The sequence below is a fragment of the Serratia microhaemolytica genome (assembly GCF_004011885.1).
Lineage (GTDB): Bacteria > Pseudomonadota > Gammaproteobacteria > Enterobacterales > Enterobacteriaceae > Serratia_G > Serratia_G microhaemolytica.
Map to the genome: position 1 here is coordinate 20,441 of NZ_SBEF01000033.1, position 23,249 is coordinate 43,689.

Annotated in this window: 19 protein-coding genes and 1 pseudogene; 15 read left to right on the plus strand and 5 right to left on the minus strand. The window is 51.3% G+C overall.

Annotated elements, in window-relative coordinates; translation table 11 throughout:
* Positions 1-269 precede the first annotated feature (269 nt).
* Genes tamA through EOJ37_RS10845 form a run of 3 tightly spaced genes read left to right on the plus strand, consistent with a single transcriptional unit; the run spans position 270 to position 6,109 of the window.
* Complete coding sequence (tamA, locus tag EOJ37_RS10835) at positions 270-2,006, plus strand: autotransporter assembly complex protein TamA (RefSeq protein ID WP_127959934.1); 1,737 nt, start codon at positions 270-272, stop codon at positions 2,004-2,006.
* Positions 2,003-5,758, plus strand: coding sequence for an autotransporter assembly complex protein TamB (tamB, locus tag EOJ37_RS10840; protein WP_127959935.1), 3,756 nt, complete (start codon positions 2,003-2,005; stop codon positions 5,756-5,758). The genes tamA and tamB overlap by 4 nt, the downstream gene beginning before the upstream one ends.
* A 3-nt stretch (positions 5,759-5,761) precedes the next feature.
* Entirely contained in the window at positions 5,762-6,109 is a 348-nt protein-coding gene (locus EOJ37_RS10845; protein WP_127959936.1) for a gamma-glutamylcyclotransferase family protein, read from the plus strand.
* Positions 6,110-6,257: 148 nt separating this feature from the next.
* Here the strand turns inward: EOJ37_RS10845 and ppa are convergent, their stop codons facing one another.
* The gene (gene ppa, locus EOJ37_RS10850) at positions 6,258-6,788 is read right to left on the minus strand and encodes an inorganic diphosphatase (RefSeq protein WP_127959937.1); all 531 of its coding nucleotides are present in this window, start codon (positions 6,786-6,788) and stop codon (positions 6,258-6,260) included.
* A 33-nt stretch (positions 6,789-6,821) separates the two neighbouring features.
* Positions 6,822-7,826 carry a class 1 fructose-bisphosphatase gene (gene fbp, locus EOJ37_RS10855; protein ID WP_127959938.1) on the minus strand — a complete coding sequence of 335 codons (1,005 nt, stop codon included), beginning with the start codon at positions 7,824-7,826 and terminating at the stop codon, positions 6,822-6,824.
* Between the two features lie 170 nt (positions 7,827-7,996).
* On the opposite strand from fbp, the gene mpl reads away from it, so the two are divergent.
* From mpl to purK, 9 genes are all read left to right on the plus strand, one after another.
* Complete coding sequence (gene mpl, locus EOJ37_RS10860; protein ID WP_127959939.1) at positions 7,997-9,373, plus strand: UDP-N-acetylmuramate:L-alanyl-gamma-D-glutamyl-meso-diaminopimelate ligase; 1,377 nt, start codon at positions 7,997-7,999, stop codon at positions 9,371-9,373.
* Positions 9,374-9,470: 97 nt separating this feature from the next.
* On the plus strand, positions 9,471-9,821 hold the full coding sequence (gene hinT / locus EOJ37_RS10865; protein ID WP_127959940.1) for a purine nucleoside phosphoramidase: 351 nt from the start codon (positions 9,471-9,473) through the stop codon (positions 9,819-9,821).
* A 58-nt stretch (positions 9,822-9,879) separates the two neighbouring features.
* On the plus strand, positions 9,880-10,467 hold the full coding sequence (gene lpoB, locus EOJ37_RS10870) for a penicillin-binding protein activator LpoB (protein ID WP_127959941.1): 588 nt from the start codon (positions 9,880-9,882) through the stop codon (positions 10,465-10,467).
* Positions 10,427-11,317: a phosphotransferase gene (locus tag EOJ37_RS10875; protein WP_240651703.1), complete on the plus strand. Its 891-nt coding sequence runs from the start codon at positions 10,427-10,429 to the stop codon at positions 11,315-11,317. Before lpoB ends, EOJ37_RS10875 begins: the two co-directional genes overlap by 41 nt.
* A gap of 23 nt (positions 11,318-11,340) precedes the next feature.
* Positions 11,341-12,357: a beta-N-acetylhexosaminidase gene (gene nagZ / locus EOJ37_RS10880; protein ID WP_127959956.1), complete on the plus strand. Its 1,017-nt coding sequence runs from the start codon at positions 11,341-11,343 to the stop codon at positions 12,355-12,357.
* Between the two features lie 619 nt (positions 12,358-12,976).
* Entirely contained in the window at positions 12,977-13,471 is a 495-nt protein-coding gene (gene ppiB, locus EOJ37_RS10885; protein WP_127959942.1) for a peptidylprolyl isomerase B, read from the plus strand.
* Positions 13,472-13,481: 10 nt separating this feature from the next.
* Positions 13,482-14,219: a UDP-2,3-diacylglucosamine diphosphatase gene (locus EOJ37_RS10890; RefSeq protein ID WP_127959943.1), complete on the plus strand. Its 738-nt coding sequence runs from the start codon at positions 13,482-13,484 to the stop codon at positions 14,217-14,219.
* Positions 14,220-14,420: 201 nt separating this feature from the next.
* Positions 14,421-14,945 carry a 5-(carboxyamino)imidazole ribonucleotide mutase gene (purE, locus tag EOJ37_RS10895; RefSeq protein ID WP_127959944.1) on the plus strand — a complete coding sequence of 175 codons (525 nt, stop codon included), beginning with the start codon at positions 14,421-14,423 and terminating at the stop codon, positions 14,943-14,945.
* The gene (gene purK, locus EOJ37_RS10900; RefSeq protein ID WP_127959945.1) at positions 14,942-16,009 is read left to right on the plus strand and encodes a 5-(carboxyamino)imidazole ribonucleotide synthase; all 1,068 of its coding nucleotides are present in this window, start codon (positions 14,942-14,944) and stop codon (positions 16,007-16,009) included. Before purE ends, purK begins: the two co-directional genes overlap by 4 nt.
* Before the next feature lie 78 nt (positions 16,010-16,087).
* Here the strand turns inward: purK and ybbP are convergent, their stop codons facing one another.
* A complete protein-coding gene (gene ybbP, locus EOJ37_RS10905; RefSeq protein ID WP_127959946.1) occupies positions 16,088-18,511 on the minus strand; it encodes a putative ABC transporter permease subunit YbbP in 2,424 nt (807 codons plus the stop codon).
* Positions 18,508-19,194, minus strand: a complete 687-nt coding sequence (gene ybbA, locus EOJ37_RS10910) for a putative ABC transporter ATP-binding protein YbbA (RefSeq protein WP_127959947.1) — start codon at positions 19,192-19,194, stop codon at positions 18,508-18,510. Before ybbA ends, ybbP begins: the two co-directional genes overlap by 4 nt.
* 222 nt (positions 19,195-19,416) lie before the next feature.
* Here ybbA and tesA point away from each other — a divergent pair, with 222 nt between their 5' ends.
* The 3 genes from tesA to EOJ37_RS10925 are packed head-to-tail and all read left to right on the plus strand — an operon-like array spanning position 19,417 to position 21,758.
* Entirely contained in the window at positions 19,417-20,046 is a 630-nt protein-coding gene (gene tesA, locus EOJ37_RS10915; RefSeq protein ID WP_420820634.1) for a multifunctional acyl-CoA thioesterase I/protease I/lysophospholipase L1, read from the plus strand.
* A 24-nt stretch (positions 20,047-20,070) separates the two neighbouring features.
* Positions 20,071-20,850, plus strand: a complete 780-nt coding sequence (locus EOJ37_RS10920) for an SDR family oxidoreductase (protein ID WP_127959949.1) — start codon at positions 20,071-20,073, stop codon at positions 20,848-20,850.
* 53 nt (positions 20,851-20,903) lie between these two features.
* Positions 20,904-21,758: a thioredoxin family protein gene (locus EOJ37_RS10925; protein WP_127959950.1), complete on the plus strand. Its 855-nt coding sequence runs from the start codon at positions 20,904-20,906 to the stop codon at positions 21,756-21,758.
* Positions 21,759-21,827: 69 nt separating this feature from the next.
* Here the strand turns inward: EOJ37_RS10925 and pgtP are convergent.
* Positions 21,828-23,129: pseudogene (pgtP, locus tag EOJ37_RS10930) on the minus strand (phosphoglycerate transporter PgtP); the annotation flags it as partial.
* Positions 23,130-23,249: the final 120 nt, after the last annotated feature.

Below are 23,249 nucleotides of genomic sequence, written 5' to 3' on the forward strand. Positions count from 1 at the left end.
TCGCGGCGTCTTTGTCCACAATAAAGCCCTATATTGTGTTGTTGTACAAGTTTAATACAGAGATTTTAGCTTGAAAAATCAACAATGCCTCATCGACATCCAAGGTAGAGCAAACGCAAGCTATGGCAAACGCTAGCACAATAGCAACAGATGAACGCTTGCGGCAGTAACCAGATGATTGAGTACCGCTACCGGCAGACATTTTCATGATGCACGTTTTGTCTGCTGCTGAGCAAAGATATTGGTAGAAAATAATTTTGAGGTAATGAGTGTCACTATACCGTGTTCTTTGCGTCTTAGGTACGCTATTGATTTCGCCATCACTGTTGGCTGCGAATATACAGTTGAAGGTGGAAGGATTGACAGGAGAACTGGATAGAAACGTCCAGGCCCGTCTTTCAGCGATTGCACCTGAGGAGGTTAGTGCAGAGGGACGTTCGCGCGCTCGGATTGAAACAGCGATCCGCCAAGGGTTAAGGCCATTAGGCTACTATGAACCCACAATAGACTTTACTTTTAACGATAAACGGAAACTGCTACCGCCACAGTTGTTGGTGAAAGTTGATCCTGGTGAACCCGTGCGCATCGCCGGATCACAGATCAAGCTATCAGGTGCAGCCCAGTACGATGAAGATTACCAAGAATTGGTCAGTATCAGTGAACCGACCATCGGTGAAATTCTGAATCACGGCAAATATGACAGTTTCAGAGATTCTCTGAGCGGCCTGGCACTGCGCAAAGGCTACTTTGATGCCAACTTGGTTAGGAATCAGCTAGGTGTTGAGAAGCGTTCACGCCGTGCCTTTTGGGATATCGAATTTGATAGCGGCGAGCGTTACTATTTTGGCAAGGTAAAATTTACCGGTGGACAGATTCGTCAGGATTATTTGAAAAATCTGGTACCGTTCAACCAAGGTGATTACTACAGCTCGAATGATTTGGCCGAGCTAAACCGTCGCTTATCTGCCACTGGCTGGTTTAACTCGATAGTGGTCTCTCCTGACTTTAGTGCGGTTGATGAACATCGCGTCTTGCCTCTCGAAGCGTTACTGACACCACGTAACAGCAACATTATGGAACTGGGGGCTGGTTTCTCTACCGATATTGGTCCACGGGTACGTGGAACTTGGAGAAAACCGTGGCTTAATGATCGTGGTCACAGTTTTACTGTCAGCACAAACCTCTCTAAACCAGAGCAACAATTAGATTTGAGCTACCGTATCCCATTGCAGCGTAGCCCACTGGAGCAGTATTACTTGTTACAGTCTGGCTTCAAACGCACCGATCTTAACGACACCCGTTCAGACAGTACCAAAATGGTCGTTTCACGTAACTGGGATCTGTCAACCGGCTGGCAGCGTGCGATTAACCTGAGCTGGCGTCTAGACCACTTTACCCAGGGGATGGTGAGTAATGACACTATGTTGCTCTACCCTGGTGCCAGCGTTAGCCGCACCAGAGTACGTGGCGGATTGATGCCAGAATGGGGAGACAGTCAGCGCTATTCAGTCGATATATCCAACTCCCTTTGGCGTTCGGATGTCGACTTTTTACTGCTGCAAGCACAAAACGCTTGGATAAGAACCTTGGCAGACAAACACCGTTTTGTCACGCGAGCGCAATTTGGCTGGATCGAGACGAACACCTTTGAACAGGTGCCGCCGGATCTACGGTTCTTTGCTGGAGGAGATCGCAGTATACGGGGTTACCGTTTTCAGAGTATTTCACCGCGCGATGAGGCGGGATTATTGACAGGAGCCTCAAAGTTGATGGTAGGGTCAGTCGAGTATCAGTACAACCTCACTGGGCGCTGGTGGGGAGCAATGTTTTTTGATGGAGGACAAGCGGTTAACGACATCAAACAGCAAGATATCAAAACGGGCGCAGGCATGGGTATCCGCTGGCAATCACCGGTTGGGCCAATAAAACTGGATGTTGCTGTCCCGATCAGAGATGACGAAACCCGCAAAATGCAGTTCTATATCGGTTTGGGGCCAGAACTATGAATCTGGTGAAAAAACTGGCGATAGGATTTCTAGTTATAGTTCTGCTGCTGATTGCGCTAGTGACATTTTTAGTCGCCACACCTGCGGGTTTACAACTGCTGATCCACGGTGCTGCTCGCTGGGTGCCAGGGCTTGAAATTGGCAGCGTGAGTGGTGGCTGGCGTGATTTGCGTTTAACTGACATCCGCTATCAGATGCCAGGTGTTGAGGTACATGCCGGACAATTCCAATTCGGATTAGATCTGGGTTGTTTGCAACGTAGCGAATTGTGCATTAATCGTTTAGTTACACAGGATGTTGATGTAGTAGTAAAAACGGCACAGATGGTTGCCAGCACCGCAGAGCCAAACCCGCAACCGTTGACTGAATTGAGCACCCCCTACCCGATCAGTGTACGTAACGTGGCACTGAATAACATCAATGTCGCGGTTGATGAAACCCGCGTGACACTGGTTGAATTGACAACCGCCGCCGCCTGGCAACAGCGATCACTCACACTGCTGCCAACGGCAATCCGTGGTTTGACGATAGCATTGCCGGCAGCTAGCGAACCTGCACCAACAGCACCAACAGCACCAACAGCACCTGCGACACCACTGGTAGAGCAACTTAAGGCAATGTTTTCCAAGCCATTACTGCCACAACTACCGGAGATTATATTGCCGCTAGATCTGACCATTGACGAGATCAAAGGCGAACAACTGCGGCTCAGTGGTGATACAGAACTGCTGATTGATCAGCTCGTGTTACAAGCCAGCAACCGTGGACAGCAAATCCAGCTTGATCGCTTCACTGTTGAAGCGCCACAAGGCAACTTGTTTGTTCAGGCTGGGACGACATTAGATGATGACTGGCCACTGGCGATGACATTGAGCAGTAAGCTCAATGTTGCACCACTGAACGGGCAGCAAATTAAACTCAACATCAGTGGCAATTTGCGCAAGCAGCAGAGAGTGGTACTCAATCTATTGGGGCCGGTAGTGGCACAGCTTGATCTGCAAACGGAGTTAGCCAAAGCGGGGTTACCACTATCACTGACGGTGGAGAGTAAACGTCTACGGTGGCCACTCACCGGTCAAGCAGCGTATCAGTTACAGGATTTTCGCTTGCGCTTTACCGGTAAGGCCACAAATTACGTGCTCTCTACCCGTGGTCAAGTTAAAGGCCAAGCACTGCCTGATATCGGACTCTTCCTCGATGGCAAAGGTGATCTGACACAGTTCAATTTACAGCGTTTGCGTATTAGCGCACTGGGCGGTAACAGCGATCTCTCCGGCGTAGTGGATTGGAGCAACACATTAAGCTGGAACTCGCAACTGCTATTGCGTGGCATCAATACCGCAAAACAGTGGCCGGAGTGGCCCGCACAATTAGAGGGATTAATTACCACGCGCGGCAGTATACAGGGCGGTCACTGGCAGCTACAGGTACCGGAACTGCGGCTCGATGGCCGAGTGAAGCAAAACAGCTTATCAGCGCGAGGTTCATTACGTGGCAACGCCGCTGGGCAGTGGATCATCCCTGGCGTTGAACTGACGCTGGGCCGTAACAAACTGGCGATTAACGGCCAATTGGATGAAAAAAATTGGGCACTGGATGCCAACGTTGATGCACAGCATCTGGATGGGGCACTGCCAGGGTTGGCTGGTAACATTAAAGGCCTATTACGGTTAAGCGGTAACTTACAAGCACCACAGGTGCTGGCTGACATCAGTGCAAAAAATCTGCGTTGGCAAGAACTGCGCATCAAGCAAGTGAAGCTGGATGGAAATGTACGCTCCGCTGAGCAAGTGCAAGGTCAGTTAACATTGCGGGTTGAACAACTTCGCCAAGAAGGTCTGCGCATTAAACAACTGGTACTGAATGCCAACGGAAATGAACGTCAGCATCGCTTAACGTTGAATATTGATGGCAAACCGGTGGCAGGTCAGTTAGCGCTTGACGGGCGTTTTGATCGTAGTCAGCAACGTTGGCGTGCGAGCCTGGCTAATGTTCGTTTCGACACACCAGTCGGTGAATGGCGAACCAATCAGCCGATCGCGCTTGATTACCGTCACACGGTTCAACGGATCAGCATTGGCGCGCATTGTTGGAATAACCCGAATGCGCAACTCTGCGTGCCAAACAGCATTGATGCGGGCAGCAGTGGAGAAGCGAGAGTGGTGCTGAATCGCCTCGATTTGGCAATGGTGCAGCCATTCCTAGAAGCAGATACGGCGGTAACCGGGCGTTTCACTGGTCAGGCTGATGTTCGCTGGCAGCCGAATGGTGGCTTGCCACAAACACAGCTCTCGCTGATTGGCAATGGCGTGAAGCTAGTACAACAAGTACAAGGTTCGGCGTTACCGCTCAGCTTTGAAAAGTTGAACCTCAATCTGGCGCTGAACAACACGCTGGCGAAGCTGGATTGGCTGGTTAAACTGCACAATAACGGTCAGTTCCAGGGCAATATTCAAGTGACGGATCCACAACAGCGACGTGGACTTGGCGGTAACATCAGCATCAACAACCTCTCGCTGGCACTGCTGAAACCGATCCTAGCACGAGGTGAAAAAGCCGAAGGGGTACTGAACGCTAATTTACAACTACGCGGCCAGGTGCAAAACCCACAGCTATTTGGGCGTTTAGCGCTGGAAAAGGTGGCGATCGTCAGTAGTTGGTTGCCGTTTGATATGACTGAAGGTCGCTTAGCGATCAATTTCGACGGCCTGACCTCAAGCTTAGATGGGCTACTAGCGACCACTCAGGGGAAGCTGACACTCAGTGGCGGAGCTGATTGGCGTAATTTGAATGCTTGGCGTGCACGCGTTGCGGCGAAAGGCGATCGGTTGCGCCTGACCATCCCACCGATGGTGCGTATTGATGTATCACCGGATCTGGTGTTTGAAGCAACACCCAACCTGTTATCCCTGAACGGTTCGGTTGATATTCCGTGGGCCAGGATCAAAGTACAAGAATTACCGGAAACGGCAGTTGGCATCTCGCCGGACGAAGTGATGTTGAACCGTAAGCTGCAACCGATAGAGCCTGCATCGACCTCGATCCCAATTAACAGCAACTTAATGATCCGTGTTGGTAATAATGTGAGTCTGGAAGCATTTGGTCTAAATGCGATGCTACGCGGCAACTTACGTGTAGTACAAGAGCGTAATCGTTTGGGATTAACAGGGCAGATCAACATCCCTTCTGGACGTTTCCGTGCTTATGGTCAAGATCTGCTGGTACGACAAGGGCAATTGATCTTTTCTGGCCCGGCTGATCAGCCACTGCTGAATATTGAGGCGATCCGTAACCCGAATTCGATACAAGGTGAAGTCACCGCAGGGGTTCGTGTTACTGGCATGGCGGATGCGCCGAGGCTGGAAGTATTCTCTGATCCGGCCATGTCACAGCAAGAAGCGCTCTCTTATCTGTTGCGTGGTCAAGGCTTGGATAGCAGCGGTGCTGATGGCAACGCAATGACAGCCATGTTAATTGGAATGGGACTTGCACAAAGTGGTCAACTTGTGGGTAAAATCGGCGAGGCGTTTGGCGTCAGTAACCTTGCCCTGAATACCGAAGGAGCCGGTGAAAACTCGCAGGTGGTGGTGAGTGGCTATGTTCTGCCGGGATTACAGGTGAAGTATGGAGTCGGAATATTCGACTCCCTGGCTACGCTAACGTTGCGATATCGCCTGATGCCAAGGTTGTACCTAGAAGCGGTCTCTGGTATTGATCAGGCGCTGGATGTGCTTTATCAGTTTGAGTTTTAAGCAATGCGAATAATTGTCTATGGCAGTTTACGACGCAATCAGGGTAATAGTCATTGGATGACCAACGCACAGTGGCTAGGTGACCACCGGTTGGCGGGCTATCAGATCTACGATCTGGGCCACTATCCGGCGGCAATCCCTGGAGAGGGTACGATACAGTGTGAAGTTTATCGTATCGACTCAGCGATCCTGGCAGAGTTGGATGAGTTGAAAAACAACACCAAAGACTACCAGCGTGAACTGATTCAAACGCCTTACGGCAGTGCGTGGATCTACTTATACAAGCACAGCGTAGAGGGTTATCCACGAATTGAGAGTGGTGATTGGTTAAAACGCCTTGATGAGCACTGAATAGCTCCTCAGGCAAAACAGTTTGCAGCTTCTGGATTGGAAGCTGCAAACGCGCTGATCAGCGCTGGTGACAGTTTAGTGACCAACCTGCTAACTCAGTGACAGAGCAGCCACAGAAGCTGGCTGCCGCGCGTCACTGGATTGGTGATCACGGGTTCTGTGCGCGTTCAAAAGAGGCAACAATCTCTGCTTTAGCAGCGGCAGCGTCTGCCCAACCTTCCACTTTGACCCACTTACCCTTTTCCAGATCTTTGTAGTGTTCAAAGAAGTGTGCGATCTGTGCCTTCAACAGCTCAGGCAGATCGTTCACATCCTGAATATGGTCATACTCTTTGCTTAACTTACTGTGTGGCACCGCGATCAGCTTTGCATCTTCGCCTGCTTCATCGGTCATCTTTAACACACCAACAGGACGGCAACGGATCACTGAGCCTGGTTGTAACGGGTAAGGTGTAGGAACCAGAACATCTACTGGGTCACCATCGAGTGACAGCGTGTGGTTAATATAACCATAGTTGCACGGGTAGAACATTGCGCTGGACATAAAACGGTCAACAAATAGAGAACCACTCTCCTTGTCAATTTCATATTTGATCGGATCAGCATTGGCAGGGATCTCGATAATAACGTAAATGTCTTCTGGCAGTGCTTTACCCGCAGGAACCTGATTCAAACTCATTTTGCTTTCCTTTGTAAGATCGATGTAATGGGATTATTCGTCCGGAAATTGTGCCATAAAGCGTTCAGCATCTTCTACCATCGAACGGCTACCGACGAAGAAGGGCACGCGCTGGTGCAACTGTGTGGGCACAATATCTAAAATACGGTGTTGACCATCGCTGGCTTTGCCACCGGCCTGTTCAGCCAAAAAAGCCATTGGATTGCATTCATATAGCAACCGTAATTTGCCGTTCGGATGGCTGGCGGTACTAGGATAAATGTAAATGCCGCCTTTGAGTAGATTACGGTGAAAGTCTGCCACCAGTGAGCCGATATAGCGTGAGGTGTAAGGACGCGAAGTGGCCTCATCCTGTTCTTGGCAATACTTGAGATACTTCTTCACGCCGAGTGGGAACCTGATGTAGTTACCTTCGTTGATCGAGTACATATTGGCTTTAGCAGGAAAACGCACCTTCTCGTGCGAGAGGCAGAACACCCCCAGTGAAGGATCATAGGTGAAGGCATGAACACCATAACCAGTAGTGTAAACCAGCATGGTGGATGAGCCATAAACCACGTATCCGGCAGCAACTTGGGCATGACCAGGCTGGAGAAAATCCTCTTCAGTGACAGGGGTACCGAGCGGTGTGATCCGTCGGTAGATGGAAAAAATAGTCCCAACAGAGACGTTAACATCGATATTTGATGAACCGTCGAGCGGATCCATCAACACCACATACTTACCGTTTTCGCCGCGTTCACCCTGGAAAACCACGATCTCGTCTTCCTCTTCAGAGGCGATACCGGCCACTTCACCACGAGCCTGTAGTGCTGCTTTTAGCTTTTCATTGGCGAACAGATCCAGCTTCATCTGCACTTCGCCCTGAACATTGGAAATACCGCTGGTTCCTAAAATATCAACCAGTCCGGCTTTATTGATATCACGGTGGATGATTTTTGCGCCTAACTTTATTGCAGAAAGCAGGGCAGTGAGTTCGCCGGTGGCGTGTGGGAAGTCTTGCTGTTTCTCGACGATAAATTCGCCTAACGTTTTCATAACACAATCCCAGAATCTACGGATGGATAGTGGTGAGTCGACTGACCACCTACGTTTTCGTCAGCAGTGTATCTGAAAACAGCGACGGCTTCATAGGCAAATCCATTTCTTCTAAACGATTCTTAGCGCTAGAATACAATCCACCTGAATGCAGTTACATGAGAAGCTCAATGCATATACATATTCTTGGAATTTGCGGTACCTTCATGGGCGGACTGGCGATGCTGGCTCGTTCACTAGGCCACCGAGTGACCGGCTCGGATGCCAATGTCTACCCGCCAATGAGCACCCTACTGGAACAGCAGGGAATTGATTTGATCCAGGGTTATGATCCTGCTCAGTTAGAGCCGACACCGGATCTGGTGATCATCGGTAATGCAATGGCACGTGGCAATCCTTGTGTTGAGAGGGTACTGGAAAAGGGCATACATTACCTCTCTGGGCCACAGTGGTTACATGATCACGTATTACGCGATCGCTGGGTGCTAGCCGTAGCAGGGACACACGGTAAAACCACCACTGCTGGAATGCTGACATGGATACTGGAAGCCTCCGGCTACCAGCCTGGTTTTGTGATTGGCGGAGTCCCCGGCAATTTTGATATTTCGGCACGGCTAGGCGACAGCCCATTCTTCGTGATTGAAGCTGACGAGTATGACAGTGCCTTCTTTGACAAGCGTTCTAAATTTGTTCACTACAGCCCCCGAACCTTGATTATGAACAATTTAGAGTTTGATCACGCTGATATTTTTGATGATCTGAAAGCGATCCAAAAACAGTTTCACCATTTAGTCCGCCTAGTACCAGGCAGCGGCAAAATTATTCTGCCTGATAGCGATGCCAACCTTAAACAGGTCATCGCTATGGGGTGTTGGAGTGAACAGAGCTTGGTGGGTGAAGAGGGGGCTTGGCGGGCACACAAACTGACCACCGATGCCAGCCACTATGAAGTGTTTCACCATAATGAAAAAGTGGGTGAAGTGAACTGGACACTGGTTGGTGAACACAACATGCATAATGGGTTGATGGCGATTGCTGCCGCTGAACATGTTGGCGTATTGCCAGCCCAAGCGTGCCAAGCACTAGGACAGTTTATTAATGCCCGACGTCGTCTTGAGTTGCGTGGTGAAGCGGACGGCGTAACTGTTTATGATGATTTTGCCCATCACCCTACCGCTATCGTCGCCACATTGGCGGCATTGCGTGGTAAAGTTGGCGGCATAGCGCGCATTTTAGCAGTGTTAGAACCACGTTCTAACACTATGAAAATGGGCATCAGCAAAAACGAACTGGCTCCTTCACTGGCGCGCGCTGATGAAGTGTTCTTACTGCAACCAGACAACATTCCGTGGCAAGTTATTGAAGTGGCTGATGAGTGTATGCAGCCAGCACACTGGAGTGCCGATGTTGATCAGTTGGTTGAGATGATTGTCAAAAGTGCGCAACCGGGTGACCACATCTTGGTGATGAGCAACGGCGGTTTTGGTGGTATTCATCAGAAACTGCTTACCCGCCTAGCGGAAAAGGGAGCGACAGCCACACCTTAACGGCTGCCAGCGAACACAATAATGGATTGAATCAAATTGGCATAGGCAGAAGCCTTTGCTTGTAGCGGCTGCTATTTACTATCGCAAGGAGTTATCAATGGCTGAAGAGACGATTTTTAGTAAAATTATCCGGCGCGAAATTCCCGCTGATGTGCTGTACCAAGATGAGTTGGTGACAGCATTTCGTGACATTGCGCCAGCAGCACCCACGCACATTCTTATTGTGCCAAATGTGCTGATCCCGACAGTTAACCAAGTCGAAGCGGAACATGAAGCTGCTCTGGGGCGAATGTTAACGGTGGCAGCTAAAATAGCCAAGCAGGAGGGAATAGCGGAAGACGGTTATCGATTAATCATCAACTGCAACCGTCATGGCGGTCAAGAAGTTTACCATATTCATCTGCATCTGGTCGGTGGACGCCCATTAGGGCCAATGCTGGCAAACTAAAAAAGCAGCTCAGTACATGGCGGTTTGGGCTGGTAATTTGTTGGAGTAAAAAGGGTTAATGAAAAAGTATCTATCAATAGTGCTCGTAGCGTTGATGTTAACCGGTTGCTTGGCGCGACCACCGGCACCGGTAACCCCGCCGATCACTGTCGAGCCACCACCGCCGCCGCCAAAGGTGATACCGGTCGAGCCACCTGCGCCACCGGAAGTGGTGCCACCACCGCCGAAAATCCAGCAGATTAACTGGCAGAGTACCTTACGTCCACTGGTGGCAAAGATGCTGTCTGCGGATGAAATCGTACCCGGCAGTGTACTGCTGGTGGACGGGGTAAAAAATAGCACAAACGGTACGCTACAAATTTCACAAGCAACCGACGCATTGTATGGGGCATTGGCATCCAACCCGCACTTCACTTTGGTATCACAACAAGAGTGGATCAATGCACAACAAACACTAGGACTATCGGCAGAAGATAGCCTGGCTTCACGCAGTAAAGCGATCGGATTAGCGCGTGTTGTTGGTGCGCAGTATGTGCTGTATAGCGACGTGAGCGGTGATGTCACTGCGCCCACCATCGATATGCAGTTGATGCTGGTGCAGAGTGGTGAAATTGTCTGGTCTGGTGAAAGTGGTGTCAGATACTGAACAGCAACTACGCCAATTGATCCGGCGCTTTTTGCCAACAATAGACGCCAACAGTTGCCAGATTAGCCTGGTGGAAGGGCTGAGTGGTAAAAGTTGGCGTATTGCAGACCAGAAAGTGTCGTTGTTGGCGCGTCCTCAGACCGTGCAGCGACAACAGCTTGGTATTAACCGTCGGCGTGAAGCAGCAGCATTAAAACGCTGTGGCCCACCATTAGCACCACGGGTGATCTTGCAGCAGGCGGGATGGTTGCTGGTCGAGTGGTTGCCAGGGGAATGCGTTGATCCAGAAACATTTAATGCCTGCCTCTACAATGGACAACTGGCAGCCACGATGGCACAACTGCACCAGTGTGGTTGCAGCGGTTACCGGATTAACTTGCAACAGCAATTTGCTGCCTATTGGCAACAGATTGATCGTCGCCGTTTGACGCCGCGTTGGTTAGCCTGGCAGCGCTACTTTAGCCACGGCAACATGCCGACACCACTGATGTTGGCACCGCTGCACATGGACATCCACGCCGACAACCTGCTGCACAGTGCAGGAAAACTGCAACTGATTGATTGGGAATATGCCGCTGATGGTGACATTGCACTGGAGCTGGCGGCACTGTTTCGCTTCAATCAATTTTCCTCCACACAGCAACGGCTTTTTTTATCTGACTATAGCCAGCACGGTTATCGTGATCTCGCTCGCCTCACTCAGCAGATAGCGCGTTGGGCGGTGTGGGTAGACTATCTGATGCTGATGTGGTTTGAAGTACGCTGGCAGCAGAGCCAAGATAGTGCGCTACTGCAACAGGGGGCGGCACTGTATCGTCAGTTTTGTCTGCCCACTAAATTTTCTTGTTAAGTGAGGTGGCTGTGGGCCCAGTGATGTTAGATGTTGCCAGCTATGAGCTGGACGCAGAAGAACGCGAGATTTTACAACATCCGCTTGTTGGCGGGGTGATCCTGTTTAGCCGCAATTTCCATGATGTTGAACAGCTTGGTGAACTGGTACGGCAAATTCGCGCGACTTCACCCCAGCGTCTACTGGTGGCGGTGGATCAAGAGGGCGGAAGGGTACAGCGTTTCCATCAAGGCTTCACCCGATTACCTGCTGCTCAGTCATTTGCGGCATTGAACAGCGTCGCCGAAGGGGCAAGACTAGCCGAAGAGGCAGGCTGGCTAATGGCGGCAGAGATGATGGCACAAGATATCGACATCAGTTTTGCTCCGGTGCTGGATATTGGCCACCACTGTAGTGCGATTGGTGAACGGGCTTTCCACCATCAGCCAGAACAGGCGATAGTAATGGCAGAGCACTTTATTCTGGGAATGCACAGTGCAGGCATGAAGAGCACCGGTAAACACTTTCCTGGGCATGGTGCGGTCAATGCTGATTCACACAAAGAGACACCACAAGATGAGCGACCACTGGCCGAGATCCGCGCTCATGACATGTCGGTATTCCGCACCTTGATTGAACGGCAACGATTAGACGCAATTATGCCAGCTCACGTGATCTACACCGCAGCAGATCAACGCCCAGCCAGTGCTTCGCCATACTGGCTAAAACAGATTTTGCGTCAGGAATTGGCATTTGAGGGAGTGATCTTCTCAGATGATCTTTCAATGGAAGGCGCAGCAATCATGGGCAGCTATAGCCAGCGCGGACAAGCTGCGTTGGATGCGGGTTGTGACATGATCCTAGTTTGTAATCATCGTGCAGGCGCGGTTAGCTTGCTGGATAATCTGCCGCCAATCAGCACAGAGAAACCACAGCAACTTTACCACCGAGGCCGTTTTACGCGTCAACAGCTACATGATTCTGCACGCTGGCAGCAAGCCAATAAGGCATTAACTGAACTGAGTGAGCGTTGGGAAGCCGAGAAACAACGGCGTGACTGAGGCTGGCGACGACAGCCAATACGAGGCCAGAGGCGCTGTCAGCAATCGCTTGGCGGTATCGCATTGAATCAGCAGCGAGGAGGGGGGACGGTAGAGGCGTTCAACCCTCCAAACATCAAACGTGCAGAAACAATACACTAGCTATACCGCTTGCCAGCGATATGCTTTTAAAAGCAGGTAATTGCATAGAAAAAAAGGTTTTTCTTAATGCAGCGTGGTATAGAAAAATCGGGATTTGGGCGCGGTTTTCGATTGGAGTTGTGTTAACATGTCGCGCCGATCAGCCTATTGCTTCAAACATGTTAAATACGCTAGCGCGATTTTCTATAATGGGTTGATTTGTAAATTAAAATTTACTTGTACTCGTCACGCTTCAACGTGCATCCGTGTTGATTGTCGCTGGTGACTTGGTTTTTACCCAGTCTCACCGCTGGTAGCGGCGCATCAATCAACAATCAGGCGATACTGCTGAAAATTTTTCAGTCTAGCCAACGAGATGCAACTCAAGTTATTTAGAGTATAGGTTCAAGTGGTCACCATCTGTTGTCTCTCCGATCTGCGATGACGGTACAGACACAGTTATGTGGCATCTGATTTCATCATAGCTAGGATTAACACTATGGTTACTTTCCACACCAATCACGGCGATATCGTTATCAACACCTTTGCCGAACAGGCTCCGCTTACCGTTGAGAATTTTCTCAGTTATTGCCGCGAAGGCTTTTATAATAATACTATTTTTCATCGTGTTATAAATGGTTTTATGATCCAGGGAGGCGGTTTTGAACCGGGCATGGATCAGAAAAAAACCAAAGCACCAATCCGTAATGAAGCCAACAATGGCTTGAAAAACAGCCGTGGCACACTCTCAATGGCACGCACCAATGATCCGCACTCTGCCACTGCTCAATTCTTTATTAATGTCGTTGATAACGACTTTTTGGATTTCCGCGCAGAAAACGCACAAGGTTGGGGATACTGTGTTTTCGCCGAAGTGGTTGAAGGGATGGAAGTGGTTGATAAGATCAAGGCAGTCAAGACCGGTCGTAGCGGAATGCATCAGGATGTGCCGGTTGAAGATGTAATTATCAACAGCGTCACGGTCAGCGAATAAGCGCTTGCCGATGCGTACCCTGCTGATTGCTGATCTACACCTTTCGGCACAACAACCCTTGGTCACTGCCGGTTTTCTGCGTTTTTTACAGCAGCAGGCCAACCGCGCGGATGCGTTATATATCTTAGGTGATCTGTTTGAAGTCTGGGTTGGTGATGATGCAGCGGAGCCGCTGCATCATCAGGTCGCACAGGCATTGCAGAGCCTACATCAGGCGGGCGTGCGTTGCTACTTTATCCACGGTAATCGTGATTTTCTCTTAGCTGAAGCGTTTGCGAAACGGTGCCAACTGACGCTGTTGCCCGCCGAACAGGTGATCGAGTTATATGGTAGAAAAATCCTGATTATGCATGGTGATACCTTGTGTATCGACGATCATGCTTACCAGAAATTTCGTCGTAGAATGCATACCCGCTGGTTACAGAAACTATTTTTAGCCTTGCCACTGCGTTGGCGATTACAGATAGCGGCTGGAATGCGTGCGCGCAGTCAGCAAGATAACCAGTACAAGCCCGCGACGATTATGGATGTGAATGCCCAAGCGGTAGTTCAGACGATGATGCAGCACAATGTACACTGGTTGATCCACGGTCACACTCACCGCCCGGCGGTTCACCCGCTGACACTGCCTTCAGGTGATGCGCAGCGCATCGTGTTAGGCGACTGGCATGATAGCGGCTCCATGGTGCAGGTTACCCCACAGGCGGTTGAACTGCTCCACTTTGCGTTAGATGGGTCGCCATGCTGAAGCTAATATTGTTGCTGTCCTAACGCCTGCGGTGAGCGGCAGTAGAGTGCAGTGATCGCAGAGTCAGTGCGGCAAAAAGCGGCCACGCAACCGTTTTCCTATCGCTGTCAGCGTGCTATTATCGCCAGCCAAATTAGTGCACACCGATCCGTGTGTGTTTCATTCGGCCACCACCCGCACCTGAACAGGAGCCAAATCCCTATGGGCGCCAATGCCACGTCAGCCGCCAATCTTGAAGCTAAAATCGCCATTGTTATGGGTTCAAAAAGTGACTGGGCGACCATGCAATTCGCCGCCGAAGTCTTGACAATGCTCGATCTACCATTTCATGTTGAAGTCGTCTCAGCACACCGTACCCCAGATAAGTTGTTCTCCTTTGCCGAGCAGGCAAGCACACAGGGTTTTCAGGTCATTATTGCCGGTGCTGGCGGTGCTGCGCACCTGCCAGGAATGCTGGCGGCTAAAACGCTGCTACCGGTGTTAGGCGTACCGGTGCAGAGTGCGGCATTGAGTGGTGTTGATAGCCTGTACTCGATTGTACAGATGCCACGTGGCATTCCAGTCGGAACATTGGCGATAGGCAAAGCCGGTGCAGCCAATGCGGCACTGTTGGCGGCACAAATCCTCGCATTGCACGATAGCGTGCTGGCACAACGTTTGGCTGATTGGCGTCAGGCACAGACCGAGGAGGTGCTAAACCATCCAGATCCACGGGAGTCACTATGAAACCAGTCTGCGTATTGGGGAATGGTCAATTGGGGCGAATGTTGCGCCAAGCGGGTGAACCGCTGGGGATCGCAGTCTATCCGGTTGGCTTAGATGCTCAGCCGGAGGCAGTGCCTTACCAAGATGCGGTGATCACGGCAGAGATTGAACGCTGGCCAGAGACGGCACTGACACGTGAATTGGCGGGTTGTCGCAGTTTCATCAACCGTGACATTTTCCCGCGTCTGGCCGATCGTCTGCCACAGAAACAACTGCTGGATCAGCTCGATCTCGCCACTGCTCCTTGGTCTGCACTGAATGCGCCGGAACAGTGGTCGACGCTGTTTAGCTGTTTGGGTGAACGGTTGATGGTGAAACGTCGCACCGGCGGTTATGACGGTCGCGGTCAATGGTGTATTCAACAAGGGCAGGCCATTGAGCTACCCGAGGAGGTGTATGGTGAAGCGATTATCGAACAGGCGATTAATTTCTCGGCGGAAGTCTCGTTGGTGGGCGCGCGTAGCCACGACGGCCACTGTGTCTTCTACCCGTTAACCCATAACCTGCACCAGCAGGGCATTCTGCGTGCTAGCGTTGCGTTGCCACAGCCTGATCCACAGTTACAGCAACAGGCTGAACAGATGTTGTCGGCGATTTTGCAGCACCTGAACTATGTCGGCGTGATGGCGATGGAGTGCTTCGTGGTGGGTGATAAATTGCTGATCAATGAGTTGGCTCCACGCGTCCATAACAGTGGGCACTGGACACAGAACGGCGCGTCAATCAGTCAGTTTGAACTGCACCTCCGGGCGCTGCTCGATCTCCCGCTGCCGGTGCCTGTGGTAAATAGCCCCTCGGTGATGATCAATCTGATTGGCACCGAATGTTGTACTGAATGGCTAGCGCTGCCACGCGTGCGCCTGCACTGGTACCAAAAAGAGGTGCGCCCAGGGCGCAAAGTGGGGCATCTCAATCTCAATGATAGTCATATCGAGGCGCTACAGCAGACACTACAAGCGCTGGCCCCACTGTTACCGAACGACTATCACGGCTGTCTACGCTGGGCTGAGCAGCAACTGGGATAATCTGTAGCGCTTTACCGCTGGGGGCTATGCCCCCATTCACTCTCCGGCCATATCTTGGTGCTAGCGCGTTTCTGCCGATCAATCCCCCCGCAGTGCCGCGCCACGGCGCAACAGCCGCAATCCTAATGCGCCGCCACACAGCGAAAGTAGCAGCGCACTGCACAGCGGCAGTAGCCACCACAATAACACTGTGGGCTGCCAAGGAAAGTGAAACACATAGTGTTGCAGTAGCGCCAGTGCTGCTTCAGCACCGATTGCAGCGGTGAAACCGGCTACCAATCCCAACAGAGTGAACTCACACCACAGCGTCTGACGTAACAGACGTTTGCTGGCGCCGAGAATACGATAAACCACCAACTCCTGTTGACGTTGGCGCATACCCACCTGCACTTGCGCCATTAGCAACAGCAAGCCACAGACAACCACCAGCAGCACCATCAACGCCAACGCGCGGCTAACCTGCTGCAACACTTGGTCGAGTTGTTGCAAAATAGCCCCGATATCTAACTGACTAATGGTAGGAAACAGGCGGTGCAGCTCAACGAGTAAACTATTATCCGTGCTATGGCGGAAACTGGTTAACCAGCTCTGCGGTTGCTGTTCCAGCACGGACGGAGGAAAAATAAAGTAGAAATTCGGCCTTAAACTCTCCCAGTCCACCTGGCGCAGACTGCTAATTTTGGCACTGAACTGCTGGCTGGGCGTGGTGAAGGTCAGCTGATCACCCAATTTAAGTTGCAGCCGCTGTGCCAGCCCCTGATCAATCGAAACCTCGCCATTTGCTGGCGGCCAGTGCCCAGCCAGCAGTGGATTGTGGGCTGGCAACTCGGCTAGCCAGGTGAGATTCAGTTCACGAGTCAGCGCCTCGGCCCCAGCGGGCAATTCTGCTGCACGTTGCGTGGCAGGTTGTTGATTGATCTCTGTCAGACGGGCACGAACTACTGGGTAGAAGGTCTGTAGCTTGATTTGATGCTGCTGTAGAAATGCTGTCAGTGGTGGTATCTGTTCGCTGCTGATGTTTAACAGGAAATAGTTTGGGCTATCAGCCGGTAGCTGCTGCTGCCAACGGGAGAGCAGATCACCACGCAACAGCAGGAGTAGTGCTAGCAGCATAAAAGAGAGCGAGAAAGCGGCTAACTGACTGAGGGTGTGCCCGGGTTGGTGCAACAGACGGCTTACCGCCAGCCGGATCGCCAGGTTTTTTAGCCGTAACCGCCGCAGAAGTTGCAGTGTTCCCCAGCCAAAACTGGCTAATAACAACGCCAGTAGCACAATAGCAGCGAAATTAGCCCATAACAGCGGATTCGCACCAATCACTGCTAGCAATAACAACAGCACAGTGAGGAAGATGAGCGGTAAGAAATAGCGCAGTGGCCAGACATTCGCCACAGTATTCTGGCGCAGCACACGCAAGGGTTGGGTAGCGAGCAGTTGCCGAAACGGGCGCACGCCAACCAGTGATGAGATAGTGACCAGTGCGCCTAGCGCCCACAGCCACGGCCATAGGCCCGCAGCAGGCAGTGCGCGCGGCAGCACTGGCAACAGCATTTGCACCAGTAACGCTTCAAATGCTAAACCGACTAGGCTGCCAGTGAGCGCAGCCAACAGAAGTAGCAATAGCCACTGGCCAATGATCAGTTTGCTGATGGTGTGACGCTGCGCACCCAGCGTTTTTAAGATCGCAATCAACTCGTGGCGAGTACGACAATAGTGAGTCATTGCTACGGTAACGGCTGCTGCCGATAGCAGTAGTGTCAGCAGTGCGGAGAGTCGCAGAAACTGCTGTGAGCGCTGTAGTGAACGCCCCAAGCTAGCGCTGTTTTCTGGCCCGTACCAACGTTGATCAGCTTGTAGCAGTGGCTCAAGCTGCTGCTGAAAACGTGTTAACTGAGCGGGTGAACCAGCAAACATATAACGGTAGGTGAGGCGACTACCCGGCTGTACTGCACCGGTTCGCTCGACATCGGCCAGATGGATGATCACCTTCGGGGCGACCTGAAACGGGTTAAACCCGGCATCTGGTTCTTGTAAGATTTCACCACTGATACGTAGCGAGGCATCGCCCACTTCAAGCAGATCACCCAGTTGCAGATTAAGCAGCGCCAGCAATTGCGGCGCAACCAGTACCTGACCAACGTGTGGTTTCAGGTTGGCAGGGCGTGTTTCCAGATTGCCATACAGTGGATAGGCGGCATCAGTGGCTTTCACCTGGGCCAATTGTGGTCGATCGTTCGCATAGGTCATGGTGGTGAACGCTAATTGTCGACTAACCTGTAGGCCTTGTTGTTTGGCTTGCTGTAACCAGGCTTCCGGCACAGGATGGGCTGCACGCAATACGCCGTCACCAGCAATAAAATCGCGTCCTTGCTGAGTTAATGCCGTGGTTAAACGGTCACTGATATTGCCGAGCGCCAGTACACAAGCCACTGACAGGGTGAGTGCCAGCCAAACAATCAATAGGGAGGGGGAGCGCCATTCGCGCCAGAACCAGCGCCAGATCATCGCTCCTCCCAGAGTTTGCCATCACGCAGCCGTAGCCGCCGCTGGCAGCGGGCAGCCAAGGTTTCATCGTGTGTCACCATAATCAAGGTGGTGAAAAAGTCGCGATTGAGTGAAAACAGCAGATCGGCAATACGCTCGCCAGTCTGGCGATCTAAATTTCCGCTTGGTTCATCGGCAAATAGTACTTTCGGCCGGCCACTAAATGCCCGAGCCAATGCGACTCGCTGCTGTTCACCACCAGAAAGTTGCGCTGGCAGATGACTAAGCCGTTTCGCCAGACCGAGTTGTGTTAATAACTCAACAGCCTGCTCTCGGCTGTGTTGTTCACTCTCACCGCGCAACAGCGCCGGTAGCTGCACATTCTCCAGCGCATTCAGGGTCGGGATCAGCATAAAGGATTGAAAAACAAAACCAACACTCTGTGCCCTTAAGGCAGCACGCTGATCTTCATTGAGCTGGTTCAAATGCTGGCCCAGTAGCCAGACATCACCGGCACTGCCGTCATCCAAACCGGCTAAAATTGCCAATAGAGTCGATTTCCCAGAGCCGGATTCACCAATCAGGGCGATAGATTGTGCGGGTTTGACCAGTAACTCGACATCGGTCAGGATAGTTAGCTGATGTTCTCCCTCGCCAACCTGTTTGGTCAAATGGTGAGCAGCAATAATATGTTCTGTGGTCATTTCCCCAACCTTTTAACTGACAGGATGATTGCGTTTGCCCGTGGTACAACCAGCGCGCTGGGTTGATTGTAGGTGATTGCTAACTCAGCCGCTATGATTGCTACTAGGGATGTGATCCAGAGCGGCAAGTACAACCGGTTGCCAAATAAGTGCGCTCCCAGGATAATTACTTGACAATGATTGAAATAACAGCGTGATAGAGAGGGGTAGACGGCGAGTATGATCAACAGAAACGTTATTTTTCACTGGCGCTTTGCCTGGTTACTGCTGCTGGGTTTGCTAAGCGCAGCGGCCAGTGCGCGAGATACGTTACTGATCTTGGGCGACAGCTTAAGTGCTGGCTATCGGCTGCCAGTGGCACAAGCCTGGCCGACACTGCTGGCACAGCGCTGGCAAGCACAACAGGATCTGCCGCAAGTAGTGAATGCCAGCGTCAGCGGTGACACGGTTGCACAGGGGTTTGCACGTTTACCGGCGCTGTTGCAGCAGCATCAGCCACGCTGGGTGTTGATTGAACTGGGGGCTAATGATGGTTTGCGCGGTTTCCCGGTCGCGAATATCACAGCAGATCTCAGTCAGGTTATCGAATTGGTGCAACAGGCAGGGGCTAAGCCACTGTTGATGCAAATTAATATTCCACCGAACTATGGTCGTCGTTATACCGATGCCTTTAGTGCGCTCTATCCGGCATTAGCTCAGCGGTTCGCTATTCCGCTGCTGCCGTTTTTTATGCCGCAGGTAGCACTCAAACCGCATTGGATGCAGGATGATCAGTTGCACCCTAACCAGGCCGCACAGCCATTTATTGCAACCTGGATGGCTGAGCAGTTAACAGCCGTTATCCAACCTTAACTAACAATAGGTTATTAGCATAGCATGAGCGAAAAAAGCATATTGATTACTGGTTGTTCGAGTGGGATTGGTTTGGTGGCCGCGCAAGATCTGAAGCAGCGTGGCTACCGCGTGCTGGCGGCTTGCCGCAAACCTACTGATGTGGAAAAAATGGCTCAACTGGGACTGGAAGGGATTGAACTGGATCTGGATGATAGTGCCAGCGTACAGCGCGCGGCAGAAGAGGTGATCAAGCGCACTGATGGCCGACTGTATGGGCTATTCAATAATGCCGGTTTTGGTGTCTATGGGCGATTGCAAGATATCTCACGCCAGCAGTTGGAACAGCAGTTTTCTAGCAATCTGTTTGGCACTCATCAACTCACACAACTATTACTACCTGCTATGCTGCCACATGGTGAGGGGCGGATTATTCAAACCAGTTCGGTCATGGGCTTGATAGCAACGCCCGGGCGTGGTGCCTATGCGGCCAGTAAATTCGCGCTGGAGGCTTGGTCTGACAGTTTGCGCATGGAGTTACACGCGACAGGTATCCAGGTCAGCTTGATTGAGCCTGGCCCACTGGCAACGGAGTTCACCAATAATGTCAACCAGGCGCTCAGTTCGCAGCCGGTAAAGAATAGCGCAATCGTCAAACGTCTGGCACTCACTGCCGAAGCGGTACTGCCGAAGTTGCACCATGCGTTGGAGAGTCGGCGTGCCAAACTGCGCTATCCGGTAACGCGGTTAACGCATGTGATGGCACTGTTACGCCGCGTCTTACCAGGCCGTATGCTTGACTGGCTACTGCGCACTAACAGCTAGGCGAATTTGAGTATAGAATAATGCCACGCAGTACAATCAGATAAAGGGAAACCATGCTAGCTCAATCTGTTATTGAAATGAATGAAACCAACCTGCGCCAGACGCTGGAGCAATCGCTTACGGTGCCAGTGCTGCTCTATTTCTGGTCAGAACGCAGTCAACACTGCCAGCAGCTCAGTCCAATTCTGGAAAAACTGGCTGCGGAGTATGCTGGGCAATTGCTGCTGGCAAAAGTTAACTGTGATGTCGAGCAGATGATCGCCGCACAGTTTGGCTTACGTGCTATCCCAACGGTCTATCTGTTTAAGGATGGGCAGCCGGTTGATGCCTTTGAAGGGCCACAGCCGGAAGCGGTGATCCGCGAATTTGTGCAGAGTTTTTTGCCGAAAACTGAGGAGATCAAATTTGCACAAGCCAGCGAGTGTTTGGCAGAGGGGCGAGCCAGTGATGCATTGCCACTGCTGAAGGAAGCTTGGCAGATCAACCAAAAACGCAGTGATATTGCGTTGACACTGGCAGAAACATTGATCACCTTAAACAAGATCAGTGAGGCGGAAGATGTATTGGCTGTGATCCCATTGCAGGATCGTGATACCGGTTATCAAGGGCTGGTAGCGCAAATTGAGCTGATGAAACAAGCTGCCGATACCCCAGAGATCCAGCTACTACAACAACAGGTTGCACAGCAGCCGCAGAATGTTGAACTGGCGATACAGCTAGCATTACAACTGCATCAGGTTGGCCGTAATGAAGAGGCGTTGACACTACTGTTGAGCCATCTGCAACAAGATTTGGCAGCGGCAAACGGTAATGCACGCAAGACGTTACTGGATATTTTGGCCGCACTGGGCACGGGTGACGCATTGGCAGCCAAATATCGCCGCCAACTCTACGCACTGCTCTATTAACCGTTTGATAGGCACAGGCTGCATCCCCTCGCAGCGTCAAGCGAGGGGATGGTTCAACGGCTAACCGTGCTATTCGATAGTGGCTGGCTGCAATGCTGTCGGTTGCGGTGCGCTTGCCGCCGATTGCAGATGCTGCGCTCTTTCTCGCTCTAGCTCAAGTGTGCCACGGTGAGAGAGGTAGCAGAATAGCAGGCAGCAAACTGCGCCACCCATCAACAGGTAGAAACCGCCATCCCAACCGACCTGATCAACCATCACACCAAATAGACTGGTGCCCAACGAAGCACCAAAGATGTAACTCATAAAGCCGCGTAGCCCGACAGCCGAGCCAACGGCGAAACTGGGCACAATCTCCATAGTTTGTACTGAAGCGAGAAATTGTGGCACATAGATCAGACAACCAACGATAGCGGCAAAAATGGTCACCACCAGCAATGAATCACTACGCCAGTAGCCAATTAGGCAGACAAAGATAATACTCATACAGATCATCGCCAGAGGCATTCGACGTCCTTTGAATAATTTGTCAGATAACCAGCCAGCGAGCAGAGTCGAGGGAATAGCTGCCCACTCGAAGAACAAGAAGGCGATAGCCATCTGCTCTTTAGAGAAATGTTTCACTGTTAGCAGGTAGAGTGGCAGCCAACTGATCATGCCAAAGCGCACCATGTAAACGAAAACATCCATTAATGATACATACCAGGCGTGTTTATTACGCAGCACGTAAGTGCAGAAAATTTGTAACGCACTCATATTTTCTGGTGCTTGCTGTTGAGAGGTACTGTTAAGTTGCATCGTCTCTTCTGGCATCATTTGTTCCAGCGTCGGCAAGCCTTCACGGCGTGGTGAGCCTTTGCCGAACCACAACACAATAACAGCAAATCCGAGCGCAATGCCAGCCGGCACAATATAGTTGGCTGCTTGCCAGTGTTGATTGCCCAACAGTGCGAAAGCAACCCCGACAATCGGAGCGACAACACCACCACCAACGTTGTGGGATATATTCCAGAATGCACCGACACGGCCCCGTTCACGCCGGGGAAACCAGTTGGCGATGGTAATAAAAGAGGGGCCAGCGCCCATACCTTGAAACAGGCCATTCAGCACCACTAACGCGACAAAGATCCAAAACGCAGTGCTGAATCCCAACCCAATATTCACTATGGCACAGAGCGCTAAGCCACAGGCCATAAATAGTTTCGGACTCGCTTTATCTGCCAGTGTGCTCATGATCCCTTTGCTGATACCGTAAGTGATTAACATACAACTGGTCAGTAGACCGATTTGGGTCGCACTAAGATCAAGTTGCTCTTTCAAATAAGGAGTTGATAGAGTGAAGTTATTCCGCACAATATAATAGGCTAAGAGCCCATCTCAATAGGAATTACTGTATAATACATCATGATCATTTCTGAGGGTGAATTATGGCAAATAGCAAGTGGCAGATTAGCGATGAACTGTGGGAAAAGATGGCACCACTGATCCCGGAGC